At 50.6% G+C, this 11,584-nt stretch carries 12 protein-coding genes; 10 read left to right on the top strand and 2 right to left on the bottom strand.

The genetic code is table 11. The annotated features are described in order from the left end of the window. Positions 1-126: 126 nt before the first annotated feature. Complete coding sequence (locus tag PsW74_RS17280; RefSeq protein WP_063290463.1) at positions 127-1,155, bottom strand: FAD:protein FMN transferase; 1,029 nt, start codon at positions 1,153-1,155, stop codon at positions 127-129. A 533-nt stretch (positions 1,156-1,688) separates the two neighbouring features. Here PsW74_RS17280 and PsW74_RS17275 point away from each other — a divergent pair. From PsW74_RS17275 to PsW74_RS17240, 8 genes are all read left to right on the top strand, one after another. Continuing rightward, positions 1,689-3,041 carry a Na(+)-translocating NADH-quinone reductase subunit A gene (locus tag PsW74_RS17275; protein ID WP_063290462.1) on the top strand — a complete coding sequence of 451 codons (1,353 nt, stop codon included), beginning with the start codon at positions 1,689-1,691 and terminating at the stop codon, positions 3,039-3,041. Positions 3,042-3,044: 3 nt separating this feature from the next. Further along, positions 3,045-4,253 (top strand): NADH:ubiquinone reductase (Na(+)-transporting) subunit B, encoded by a 1,209-nt coding sequence (locus PsW74_RS17270; protein WP_063290461.1) that lies wholly within the window; start codon positions 3,045-3,047, stop codon positions 4,251-4,253. Then, positions 4,246-5,067, top strand: a complete 822-nt coding sequence (locus tag PsW74_RS17265) for a Na(+)-translocating NADH-quinone reductase subunit C (protein WP_063290460.1) — start codon at positions 4,246-4,248, stop codon at positions 5,065-5,067. The genes PsW74_RS17270 and PsW74_RS17265 overlap by 8 nt, the downstream gene beginning before the upstream one ends. Next, positions 5,067-5,723 carry an NADH:ubiquinone reductase (Na(+)-transporting) subunit D gene (locus PsW74_RS17260; protein ID WP_057465439.1) on the top strand — a complete coding sequence of 219 codons (657 nt, stop codon included), beginning with the start codon at positions 5,067-5,069 and terminating at the stop codon, positions 5,721-5,723. The genes PsW74_RS17265 and PsW74_RS17260 overlap by 1 nt, the downstream gene beginning before the upstream one ends. A 2-nt stretch (positions 5,724-5,725) precedes the next feature. Next, positions 5,726-6,334, top strand: a complete 609-nt coding sequence (nqrE, locus tag PsW74_RS17255; protein ID WP_057465438.1) for an NADH:ubiquinone reductase (Na(+)-transporting) subunit E — start codon at positions 5,726-5,728, stop codon at positions 6,332-6,334. A 12-nt stretch (positions 6,335-6,346) separates the two neighbouring features. Then, positions 6,347-7,570 (top strand): NADH:ubiquinone reductase (Na(+)-transporting) subunit F, encoded by a 1,224-nt coding sequence (nqrF, locus tag PsW74_RS17250; protein ID WP_063290459.1) that lies wholly within the window; start codon positions 6,347-6,349, stop codon positions 7,568-7,570. 124 nt (positions 7,571-7,694) lie between these two features. Further along, the gene (locus tag PsW74_RS17245) at positions 7,695-8,498 is read left to right on the top strand and encodes a DUF4440 domain-containing protein (protein WP_063290458.1); all 804 of its coding nucleotides are present in this window, start codon (positions 7,695-7,697) and stop codon (positions 8,496-8,498) included. Between the two features lie 206 nt (positions 8,499-8,704). Continuing rightward, positions 8,705-9,262 carry an isochorismatase family protein gene (locus PsW74_RS17240; protein ID WP_063290457.1) on the top strand — a complete coding sequence of 186 codons (558 nt, stop codon included), beginning with the start codon at positions 8,705-8,707 and terminating at the stop codon, positions 9,260-9,262. On the opposite strand, the gene PsW74_RS17235 is transcribed toward PsW74_RS17240, so the two are convergent. Further along, positions 9,259-10,194 (bottom strand): GlxA family transcriptional regulator, encoded by a 936-nt coding sequence (locus PsW74_RS17235; protein WP_063290456.1) that lies wholly within the window; start codon positions 10,192-10,194, stop codon positions 9,259-9,261. The genes PsW74_RS17240 and PsW74_RS17235 overlap by 4 nt on opposite strands. A gap of 100 nt (positions 10,195-10,294) precedes the next feature. On the opposite strand from PsW74_RS17235, the gene PsW74_RS17230 reads away from it, so the two are divergent. Both PsW74_RS17230 and PsW74_RS17225 read left to right on the top strand, forming a co-directional pair. Then, positions 10,295-10,843 (top strand): cysteine hydrolase family protein, encoded by a 549-nt coding sequence (locus PsW74_RS17230; RefSeq protein ID WP_063290455.1) that lies wholly within the window; start codon positions 10,295-10,297, stop codon positions 10,841-10,843. Positions 10,844-11,001: 158 nt separating this feature from the next. Then, entirely contained in the window at positions 11,002-11,562 is a 561-nt protein-coding gene (locus PsW74_RS17225; protein ID WP_063290454.1) for a cysteine hydrolase family protein, read from the top strand. Positions 11,563-11,584 lie beyond the last annotated feature (22 nt).

Here is an 11,584-nt window from a genome sequence, read left to right as displayed (position 1 = left end):
GGCGTTCAAGCCGCCGCAACTGCCAGTGATCGGCTTGTTTCTGAAAACGGCGCCAATAGCCATTCCTGCTACGACCAGGACCAGCACGATAAACGCGATGATGAAAGTTGCCATTTCGATATTCCGTTATTTCTCTGCAGACTGCTCGAATTTTCTGAACGCGCTGGAAGACCGGGTGATAAAGTGGTCGCCTTCGCGAACGATGAAGAATGCGGCAATCCCTTCACGCTCTGCCAGAGCCATGCCGCGCTTGTCTCCCATTGCAAGGAGGGCTGTTGCCAGACCATCAGCGCGCATCGCATTGTCAGCAATTACAGTTACTGATGCAAGTTTATGCGTTACCGGACGCCCGGATGCAGCATCAATAATGTGTGAGAAGCGTTTGCCGTTCACTTCCTTGTATATGCGATAATCGCCGGATGTCGCCATGCCTTTGTTGCTCACTCGTACGATTTGCTGAACCGTACGAGTTGCGGAGTCCGGCTTTTCGATGCCGACGACCCATGGCTCGTCTTTTGTGTTTTTGCCTTTGGTGACCAGATCGCCGCCGATTTCGACAAGGTATTCGTCAATGCCGTTTTGCTCCAAAACAGAAGCAACTTTGTCGATGCCAAAGCCTTTTGCGATTGCGGAGAGATTGACGGTGGTATCCGTGTTGACCTTACGCAGTGCTGGGGGATCGGTCTCAAACTCCAGCATGGTGCTCATGCCGACAGTCTCAAGAGCGTTGCGGATTTCGCGTGGGCTTGGCTGGGGAGGGGTGTCCTGCTTGGTACCAAAGCCCCATAGCTCAATGAGTGGTGCTAGCGTCACGTCAAAATAACCGGCTGTCAGGTTATGAATGCGCAGCGACTCCTGCATCACGATGCTGAAATCGCGAGAGATTGGCGTCCATTCAGTGCTGGTGGAGCGGTTAAAGCGGCTGATCTCGGAGTTTTTGTCCCAGTTGGACATGGCCTTGTTGACGCCAACCAGAGCCTCGTCAACCTGCTGCTGCAGTTCCTGTTTGGTTACAGAAGACGACCCTTTGATGGCTTTGACGTTGAATGTAGTGCCCATGGTTTTGCCGTGAAGTATGATTTCTTCGCGACTTTTGTCATTGGGTACACATGCTGTGACAAAGATGAGTACGAGAGCTGTAATGAGGAAGCGCATTTAGGCCTCAGAGTTTGTTAATTTCCCCGCGTAATCGGCTTATTCTGGTTTTCTGTCAAGTTAAATAGGGTTTGATACTGCTGTCGCAAAGATCAGCAATAGATGATGGTGAAGAAATTGGTAGGTGGTACTACGTGCATGTGAAAACATAGGGGAAAACTTATTTGAGATAAAATTTTCGCGAAACAGCCTTGTTGCCGTTACGTCAATGTCACGAATCCCTATTGAAATTTGCGGTATATCAGGGTATTGGCCCGCATAAATCCGTAGGAATAGCTGACCGCAACGCACTTTAATGGTATGCGGGCGGTTACTCCTAACCGGAGCCATGGATGAGTGACGTTCAGCAATGCTCGGGCTTTGTTGCTGAAATTGCGGTCCGTGGGGGGATTTATCTCGGTTCGACTTGTCAAAGTCAATAATCCGCATGCGCGGCATTTTGTAACTCGCAGAATGACTTAGCATCATTTACCCGTAGATACTCCCGTGAACATCTAGTGGTTTGCCCTATAAGAAGCCTGACAGGGTAAGGGATGAAGATTACAAAAGGATTGGATCTGCCGATCACCGGTGCTCCGAACCAAGAGATCCACAAGGGTCCAGAGGTTCGCCGTGTTGCAGTGAATGGCGGGGATTACAACGGGTTGAAGCCGCGTATGTTGGTTGCTGAAGGCGATCGCGTCGTAAAGGGTCAGCCTCTTTTCAATGACAAACGCTCTCCTGAAATCAACTATGTTGCTCCGGGTGCTGGTGTTATTGAAGCAGTCAATCGTGGTGCACGTCGCGTTCTGGAAACCATCGTCATCAAGCTGGATGATGGTAACGAAGAACAGATCGCTTTCTCAAAGTTTGAAAACAGCGCTTTGGCAACTCTGGACGCATCTGTCGTTCGTGAGCAACTCGCCAAGTCTGGTCTTTGGACAAGCTTCCGTACCCGCCCATACTCCAAGGTTCCGGTTTTTGAAACGCAGCCGCGTTCCATTTTCGTAACTGCGATGGACACCAACCCGCTTGCTGCGGATGCTGGTGTAATCATCAATGCGAATGCTGGCGCGTTTGAAGCTGGGCTTCAGATTGTCTCTAAACTAACCGATGGCCGCACATTCGTATGCCACAGCCCGAAGGATAACCTTCCGGGTGCAAGCGTTGTTGATGTGCAGATGGAAAGTTTTAAAGGTAAGCACCCAGCAGGTAATGCGGGTACTCACATTCACTTCCTCGATCCGGTTAATGAAAACAAGACAGTCTGGACCATCGGTTATCAGGATGTCATCGCAATCGGTAACCTGTTCCTGACAGGTGAACTGGATGTCTCCCGTGTTGTTTCTGTTGCAGGTCCGCTGGCTTCCAAGCCGCGCCTCGTAACAACTCGCATTGGTGCGGATCTGAATGATCTGCTGGCTGGTGAAACACTGCCGGGTATTCCAGCTCGTGTCGTTTCCGGGTCCGTCCTTTCCGGCACTATTGCCGCCGACCAGTTTGCCTTCCTTGGCCGTTATCACACTCAGGTGACGCTGATGGAAGAAGACCACAAGCAAGACGTTGTTGGCTGGGTTCGCCCATTCATGACGAAGTGGTCCAACCTTAATGTGCATCCTTCCGGGTTCTTCCGCACCAAGCTGCAGTTCCCATTTGGTACAAACAAGAACGGTTCCATCCGCGCAATCGTTCCATTGGGTACCTATGAGAAGGTCATGCCGCTCGACGTTCTTCCAACTCAGCTGCTCCGCTCCCTGATGGTGCTGGACACTGACATGGCGCAAAAACTTGGCGCTTTGGAGTTGGATGAAGAAGATTTGGCGCTATGCACCTTCATCTGCCATTCCAAGAATGAATACGGAGCTGCGCTGCGTGCAAATCTTGATAAAATCGAGAAAGAGGGCTAACCCGTGAGTTTGCGCGATAAGTTTGATCGTATTGCGCCGCTCTTTGAAAAGGGTGGCAAGTACGAGAAGTTTTACGCCGTCTATGAGATGGTGGATACCTTCATCTACACTCCAAAAACAGTGACCAGCGTTGCGCCGCACGCTCGTGACCACGCTGATCTGAAGCGTGTCATGACGTATGTTGTGCTGGCGACGATCCCTGCGATCCTGTTTGGCATGTACAACACTGGCCTGCAGACAAACTCTGCACTGGCCGCAATGGGCATTACTGAGCCTGCTGGCTGGAGAGCGTTTATCCTCTCTCTGCTGGGTATCGGTTTTAACCCGGACAGCATCTTCGCCAACATGGCGCACGGTGCGCTGTACTTCTTGCCGATTTACATCGTAACACTCGGTGTTGGCGGCATCTTCGAAGTGCTGTTTGCCACTGTGCGCGGGCACGAAGTGAACGAAGGCTTCTTTGTTTCCTCCATGCTCTACACGCTGATCCTTCCAGCTTCTACGCCACTTTGGCAGGTTGGTCTTGGTATCGCGTTTGGTGTGGTGATCGGCAAGGAAGTGTTTGGTGGGACTGGCAAAAACTTCCTGAACCCGGCGCTTGTTGGTCGTGCATTCCTCTACTTCGCTTATCCGGCTGCATTGTCTGGTGATGCGGTGTGGACGCCAGTTGATGGCTTCTCTGGTGCGACTGCACTGGGTGTTGCTGCCTCTGACGGCATGCAGGGGCTGGCAGCAAACGGCATCACATGGATGAGCTCTTTCGTTGGTACCATTCAGGGTTCCTTCGGTGAAACCTCCACGATTGCTATTGCTCTTGGCGGTGTGTTCCTCGTGACCACGGGTATCGCAAATTATCGTCTCATTCTTGGTTGTCTGGCGGGCATGATTGGTTTCAGCCTGTTGCTGAACCTGATTGGCTCTGAGACCAACCCGATGTTTGCAATGCCTTGGTACTGGCACCTTGTCACTGGCGGCTTCATGTTTGGCCTGGTGTTCATGGTGACTGAGCCTGTGACTGCTGCGATGACAAATCCGGGCCGTTACATCTACGCTGCCCTGATTGGTGTAATGTGTATCCTGATCCGTGTTATCAACCCGGCCTTCCCAGAAGGCATGATGTTGGCAATCCTGTTCGGCAATATCTTTTCTCCGCTGATCGACTACTTCGTTGTGAAGGCGAACATCACACGGAGGATGAAGCGCCATGCCTAATGCTGAAAACACAACAGCTCCTACAGGTCTTTGGGCGCGCTTCAACGCGATGCCTCTGGACTCAGCTCCGCGTACGATTACCGTTGCTGTGGTTCTGTGTCTGATCTGTTCGATGATTGTTTCCGGCGCTGCGGTGCTGCTTAAGCCTCAGCAGGAAATCAACAAAACGCTGGATAAGAAAACCAACATCCTCAAGGTTGCTGGTCTTTTCGAGGCTGGTGTCGACGTTGAGAAGGCATTTGGTGCCTTTGAGCCGCGGCTTGTTGATGTTGCAACTGGCAAGTTCTCTGATTCGGCAGACGCTGCGACCTATGACCAGCGCGCTGCTGCGAAAGATCCGGTTCTTTCCATTGCTTTGGATAATGATCCGGCATCCATCAAACGTCAGGCTAAACTGGCTTCAGTTTATCTGCTGCGTGATGATGCTGGCGAGATTGAGCGCATCATTTTGCCGGTGCACGGCTACGGTCTGTGGTCTACGCTTTATGGTTTCATTGCACTGAATGCTGATGGCAATGAAGTCTATGGCCTGCGTTTTTACTCCCATGGTGAGACCCCGGGTCTTGGTGCGGAAGTAGACAATCCAAAATGGATGGCCCAATGGCCGGGCAAGCTGGTTTACGGCGACAACGGGTCCGTGGACATCGGCGTTGGCAAAGCGGCTCCAGCGGGTATTGATGGCTCCAAACACCACATTGATGCGATTGCAGGTGCAACGCTGACATCCCGTGGTGTCGACAACCTCGTCAAATTCTGGATGGGCGAGCAGGGCTTCAAGACCTTCCTCGACAATCTGAAAAAAGGAGAGGCGTAATGGCTGGCAAAGACTTGTCCATGCTTAAGGACCCGATGGTCGATAACAATCCGATCACGCTTCAGGTTCTTGGCATCTGTTCCGCGCTTGCGGTGACCTCTTCCCTGAAGGTTGCGTTGGTGATGGCGATTGCGGTGACGCTTGTGACAGCGTTCTCCAACTTCTTCATCTCTCTTTTACGTAACCAGATCCCGTCCTCTATCCGCATTATCGTGCAGATGGTGATTATTGCGTCTCTCGTTATTCTGGTTGATCAGGTTCTGAAGGCGTATCTCTACGAGATCTCCAAGACACTCTCCGTGTTTGTTGGTTTGATCATCACCAACTGTATCGTTATGGGCCGCGCGGAAGCGTACGCTATGAAGAACCCGCCAATCCCATCTTTCCTTGATGGTATCGGTAACGGTCTGGGTTACTCCCTGATCCTGTTGCTGGTTGGAGTTGTTCGTGAGCTGCTTGGCTCAGGTTCCCTGTTTGGTGTGCAGATCCTTGAGACCGTGAACAACGGTGGCTGGTATGTGCCAAACGGCCTGCTGCTGCTGCCTCCGTCCGCGTTCTTCGTGATTGGCCTGCTGATCTGGGGGTTCCGTACCTGGAAGCCTGCGCAGGTTGAGAAGCGCGACTATAAAATCATGGAAACTGAGGGAGCTCACTGATTATGGAAGGGCTTCTTTCCCTCGCCGTCAAGGCGATCTTTATCGAGAACCTCGCGCTCTCCTTCTTCCTTGGAATGTGTACATTCCTTGCGGTTTCCAAGAAGGTTGAGACTGCGCTGGGTCTGGGTATCTCCGTTGTTGTTGTGCAGGCGCTGACTGTGCCAATCAACAACGTGCTTTACACCACGCTGCTTAATGACAATGCGTTGGCATGGGCTGGGCTTGAAGGCACTGATCTGCGCTTTCTGGGCTTGATCTCCTACATCGGCGTTATCGCCGCTGTGGTGCAGATCCTCGAGATGTTCCTCGATCGCTATGTTCCTGCGCTTTACAACGCGCTGGGTATCTTCCTGCCGCTGATCACAGTGAACTGCGCGATTATGGGTGGTTCTCTGTTCATGGTGGAGCGTGACTACAATCTGGGTGAAGCATCCGTTTACGGTGTGTCCTCCGGTATCGGTTGGGCGCTGGCGATTACTGCAATGGCTGGTGTGCGTGAAAAGCTGAAATACTCTGATGTTCCTGATGGACTGCAGGGTCTTGGCATCACCTTCATCACTGCTGGTTTGATGGCTATGGGTTTCATGGCTTTCTCAGGCGTGAAGCTGTAAGGGGACGAGTAGATGCAAGACTTTACCTGGGGCATTACGCTCTTCACTCTGATCGTGCTTGCGCTGGTGATCGTCATTTTGATGGCACGCAGCAAGCTGGTTGCATCCGGTGATGTTCAGATCAGTATCAATGGTGAGAAGACGCTCTCCGTTCCTGCGGGTGGCAAGCTACTCAATGTTCTGGCAGATCAGAAAATCTTCGTTCCTTCCGCCTGTGGTGGCGGTGGAACCTGTGCCCAGTGCCGCGTGAAAGTGCACGAGGGTGGTGGTTCTATTCTGGCGACTGAAGAAAGCCATATCACCAAGCGTGAAGCACGCTGCGGTGACCGTCTTTCCTGTCAGGTTGCTGTGAAGCAGGACATGAAGATCGAAGTGCCTGAAGAAGTGTTCGGCGTGAAAAAGTGGGAGTGTACTGTTCGCTCCAACGAGAACGTTGCAACCTTCATTAAGTCGCTGGTTCTGGACCTGCCTGAAGGCGAAGACGTGAACTTCCGTGCTGGTGGTTACATTCAGATTGAAGCCCCTGCGCACAAGCTGAAGTACACTGACTTCCATATCGAAGAACAGTACCGCGGAGACTGGGATAAGTTCAATCTCTGGCAGTATGAGTCCATCGTGGATGAGCCAGTTGAACGCGCTTACTCCATGGCAAACTACCCGGACGAAAAAGGCATGATCATGCTGAACGTTCGTGTGGCGTCGCCGCCTCCGGGCACTCAGGGTATTCCTGCCGGTAAGATGTCCTCCTTCATCTTCAACCTGAAGCCGGGTGACAAGGTGACGATTTCCGGTCCGTTTGGTGAGTTCTTTGCTCGCGAAACCGATAAGGAAATGGTGTTCATCGGTGGTGGTGCTGGTATGGCGCCTATGCGCTCGCACATCTTCGATCAGTTGAAGCGTCTTGAGAACCGCGATCGTAAGATCACTTTCTGGTACGGTGCACGTTCCAAGAAAGAGATGTTCTTTGTTGAGGACTTTGACCAGCTGGCGAAAGAGTTCCCGAACTTCACATGGCATGTGGCGCTTTCTGATCCGCAGCCAGATGATGACTGGGACGGTTACACCGGGTTCATTCACAACGTGCTCTACAACGAGTACCTGAAGGACCACGCTGCGCCAGAAGACTGCGAGTACTACATGTGTGGTCCTCCAATCATGAACCAATCCGTGATCAACATGCTGGTTGATATGGGCGTGGAACGTGAAGACATCATGCTGGACGACTTCGGCGGCTAAACGCTGAGAGCACTACAAGAATTAAGAGACCCGGTGTCGAAAGGCGCTGGGTTTTTTATTGCCCTGAGGGAGATGTGTTATATAATATATGCAATCTATGATTGAAGGTGTTTGAATAGTGATTATGGATCGTTCGCAGATTGCTTTATTGAGATACGCGGGTCATTTTACCTCTATTTACGCGCTGTTTGTAGCCGTTTTCTTTGCTTTTATGATGCTAAACTTCATAGTCTGGGAGGTGGAACTTCCTTTGCACTACGTTGATTGGATAGTCGTTATCATCTGCGGAGAGCGCGTTGGGCAAACAATCTATAAAAGAAATGCTACTGGTCTTGAAGGTGTGGGTTTGTACAAGCTTTCTGGCCTTTGCTTGCTTGGAATTGTCGCAATTGACATTATTTTCACGTTACTTGCGATACTTGTAGATTCGAGGTTGGAGTGGATTCCTAAAACCGCTGTTGAGTATGTTTTCTCGATAATTTTCCCTGCTATTTTCATTTTCTGGATGATTTGGTTCGGATTCAAATGGGGGTTCAGAACCGCAGAACAGAAAGCTGCCAAGCGTGCTGCGAAAGCAGTTGAGCAGTCATTATTCGATTTACTTTTAACTCTTGAAAACCAACTTCTCGATCCCGTAGTTCGAAGGACTCGGAAGAAACTTGAGCAGTTGTTGCATGTGGATTTTGCTGAGATTGGTGCGAGTGGTCGAATGTATGATCGCCGACAGATTCTTGATGAACTTCCTGCGGAGGCGCATGATTATCCGACTAGAACTATTGAAGGATTTCACATACGTGAACTGAGTGAAGGGCTTGTTCAGGTTTTTTACGATATTGCTGAGAATGGAACGCGCCGAACATCTATCTGGATGTTCGCGGGCCACCAATGGCGCATGATTTATCATCAAGGCACACGCAGAGCGTCATAGCTAGTCGTTTACCCTCCGAGTTTTCTAAAATCCGACTGTTTGTGTGCGCGTCGATTAAATACTTTGGCTTATAGTATGCAGCTGGTAAATTTTTCCTAGAGTCTGCTCTGTTCAAGAGTTCCTACGCAGCAGACTCTCAGGCTTTTTAGGCGTTTCCCATGTGAAACTGAACCAGTCCAGCAGGGATGCGCTGTAGAGGGTTGGGTATGACGCATAACACTGCTTTGCTCATCATCGCGTGCCAGAACGATTATTTTCCAGGTGGCAAGTTTGAATTGCCTAAGCAAATGGAAGCTGCCGGGAATATTGTTGAGCTTTTGAAAGACGCCAGAGAGCACCACGAGTTCGTAATACACATCAAGCATGTCTACAAAGATCCAAAATCGCCTTACATGGCAGAAGGGTCTTTTGGTGCTGAGATCAACAAGATGGTCTGGCCGAAAGCTGATGAGGCGGTCGTAACCAAGTACAATTTCAATGCTCTGGAGGGGACGAACCTGCGAGCGTTGCTGACAGACCATAAAATAGATGATCTGGTGATTTGTGGTTCCATGACCCAGCACTGCATTGTTGAGACTGCACGAGCGACCTTAGACCTCGGATATCCGGTTACTGTTGTTTACGATGCCTGCGCTGCGAGCTGTATGGAGTTCCGTGGGCGTGAAGTGTCCGTGGATGATGTGCAGGCCTCAATTATGGCTTCTCTCATCTTTTCCAATGCGGCTGTTGTTTCGACGGATGAGTTTTTGACCCAACCTCATTAAGCTGCAGCGCTTTGATATCCGAATTTTTGGCGATACTGACCAGGGCTGAGGCCTGTGGTTTTGATGAATACGCGGCGACAAGCTGTTGGGTCTTCGTAACCAACGTCCCATGCGATCTCGTTGAAGGACCGTTTGGTTTGCTCCAGCTGCTGGCGTGCTTCGGTTATGCGGAGTTGCTGTAAATAAGTGTTTGGCGTGTGCCCTGTCGCGACTTCAAACCGTCTTTGGAAGGTTCGTCCTGTCAGTCCGGCTTTTTCTGCCATTTCGGGTACTGTCAATTTTTTCTTATAGGTGGTCTGAAGCCAATGTTGGGCCTTCAAAATCGCCTGATCACCGTGTGAGAAGTTGGGATAGAAGCGGCTGTAGTTTTTTTGTTCTCTTCCGGCTGGATCGATGAGAAATCTACGGGAGACTTCGAGCATGGTTGTGTGATCGATGAAGTGGTCAATCAGCCTGAGGCCCAGATCGGTCCATGCCATGATGCCGCCTGCGGTGATGACATCGCCTTCATCGACGATCATTTTGTCAGTATCGAGCTGTACCAAAGGGTATTTCTTCGCAAAATCCTCGGTGATTGCCCAATGGGTTGTGGCGGGCCTGTTGTCAAGAATGCCCGTTTCGGCCAGCAACATCGCGCCGACGCAGATTGAGCAGAGAATGGCGCCATGCTCATGTTGGTGTTTGAGCCATTGGACGAGTGCTGGTGAGACGGTCGGGTGATCATCGACCAGACAGGGAGGCAGGATTATCGCCGAGAAGGTAGTGGCTCCGATTGAGCTGATCTGATCTTCGTGAAGCACGGTTGCCTCAATGCTGCTGGCATTGCTTTTGCTGGCAGCGTGGAACATATCGATTAGCCCATAAACCGCTGAGAGTTGTGCGCCGGTGTAGGACAGTATGCCGATAGGATGATGTGTCTCTGATCTGATCATATGGCAATTATAGCATGTTTTATGTCGTATATGCCAATCGAGTTGATAGGAGGTGTTGATTAGGTTTGTTGCTGACAAGAGCAAATCTAAGGAGGCACAAATGTCTAAATCCGCACTGGTTATTGTTGACGTTCAGAACGACTATTTCCCTGGTGGCGCCTGGGAGCTGAATGGGCAGGTTGAAGCTGCTCAGAATGTAAAGCGCCTGTTGGAAGACAGCCGCAGCAAGAAAACTCCGATCATTCACATTCAGCATGTGGTTGAAGCAGGTAATGCGCCGTTCTTCAACGCAGGCACTGAAGGTGTTAAAATTCATGATGATGTGTTGCCTCAGGATGGTGAGCCGCTCGTAACCAAGCAGTTTGCAAATAGCTTTTTGGAAACCAACCTGAAAGAATTGCTGGATGAGCAGGGCATTGAGCATCTGGTCGTCGTTGGCTCTATGTCTCACAACTGCATTGATGCGACAGTTCGTGCCGCGGTTGATCTGGGATACACAGCAACCATTATTGGTGATGCTTGTGCGACATTGGATATGGAACACAACGGCGAGACTATTCCTGCGAAATACGTACATGGTGCGTTCATGGCATCCCTGGCTTTTGCGTATGGCAAAGTTGTCAGCACAGATGAGTATCTGGCTGCATAACTCAGGCTTTGACTGCTTTCAGAAGCCGGCTCCTGAGGCCGACTTCTGATTAGGGATAGCTCGGGATTTTATAAAATCTGCTTTTTAAAATCCGGCATGCTTAAACGTGTTGGCCTTATTGTTTGCTCAAATAAGACCAATAGGACTGAGGTGTGCTTATGCCTAAAAGGGCCCTGATCATTATCGACTGCCAGAACGATTATTTTCCTGGTGGTAGCTGTCCTTTAGGGGGGCAGGTGGAAGCAGGAAAAAATATTGCCCGTCTTCTTGAGATGGTGCGAGACAACGACGAAAACGTCATCCACCTTCAACACATGTACAAAGATAAAACAGAGCCTTATCTGGTTGAGGGATCGCCAGGGGTGGAGATTAACGAGTGTGCGAGACCCGTGAACGGGGAACCTGTTGTCGTTAAAAACTACATGAATGGCTATAAGGACACCAATCTGCAGCAGATCCTTGTTGAGGCTGGTATTGATGAGATCGTCATGTGTGGTTCTATGAGCCAGAACTGCGTGAATGCGACTGCGCGTCAGACCCTTGATCTGGGTTATCCGCTGACCATCATCTACGATGCGTGCGCCACAGAGGATCTTGAGTTCAATGGCGTAACCGTCCCAGCGGATCATGTTCACACTGCTATGATGGCGTCTTTAAGATTTGCGCATAGCAACGTGATTTCTACCGATGAATTCCTGCATTCGTTGAATGGCGCATAATCAACGTTTTGGATGAGCAACC

It is taken from the genome of Pseudovibrio sp. W74 (genome assembly GCF_001623085.1).
In the GTDB taxonomy this organism is placed as follows: domain Bacteria; phylum Pseudomonadota; class Alphaproteobacteria; order Rhizobiales; family Stappiaceae; genus Pseudovibrio.
This window is presented reverse-complemented; position numbering and strand designations above follow the sequence as displayed.

What these genes read in the sequence shown, in the direction of transcription:
- nqrE (WP_057465438.1), top strand. Translation starts at nt 5,726, where the DNA reads ATGGAAGGGCTTCTTTCCCTCGCCGTCAAGGCGATCTTTATCGAGAAC.
- PsW74_RS17260 (WP_057465439.1), top strand. Translation starts at nt 5,067, where the DNA reads ATGGCTGGCAAAGACTTGTCCATGCTTAAGGACCCGATGGTCGATAAC.
- PsW74_RS17240 (WP_063290457.1), top strand. Translation starts at nt 8,705, where the DNA reads ATGACGCATAACACTGCTTTGCTCATCATCGCGTGCCAGAACGATTAT.
- PsW74_RS17280 (WP_063290463.1), bottom strand. Translation starts at nt 1,155, where the DNA reads ATGCGCTTCCTCATTACAGCTCTCGTACTCATCTTTGTCACAGCATGT.
- PsW74_RS17275 (WP_063290462.1), top strand. Translation starts at nt 1,689, where the DNA reads ATGAAGATTACAAAAGGATTGGATCTGCCGATCACCGGTGCTCCGAAC.
- PsW74_RS17225 (WP_063290454.1), top strand. Translation starts at nt 11,002, where the DNA reads ATGCCTAAAAGGGCCCTGATCATTATCGACTGCCAGAACGATTATTTT.
- PsW74_RS17230 (WP_063290455.1), top strand. Translation starts at nt 10,295, where the DNA reads ATGTCTAAATCCGCACTGGTTATTGTTGACGTTCAGAACGACTATTTC.
- nqrF (WP_063290459.1), top strand. Translation starts at nt 6,347, where the DNA reads ATGCAAGACTTTACCTGGGGCATTACGCTCTTCACTCTGATCGTGCTT.
- PsW74_RS17245 (WP_063290458.1), top strand. Translation starts at nt 7,695, where the DNA reads ATGGATCGTTCGCAGATTGCTTTATTGAGATACGCGGGTCATTTTACC.
- PsW74_RS17265 (WP_063290460.1), top strand. Translation starts at nt 4,246, where the DNA reads ATGCCTAATGCTGAAAACACAACAGCTCCTACAGGTCTTTGGGCGCGC.
- PsW74_RS17235 (WP_063290456.1), bottom strand. Translation starts at nt 10,194, where the DNA reads ATGATCAGATCAGAGACACATCATCCTATCGGCATACTGTCCTACACC.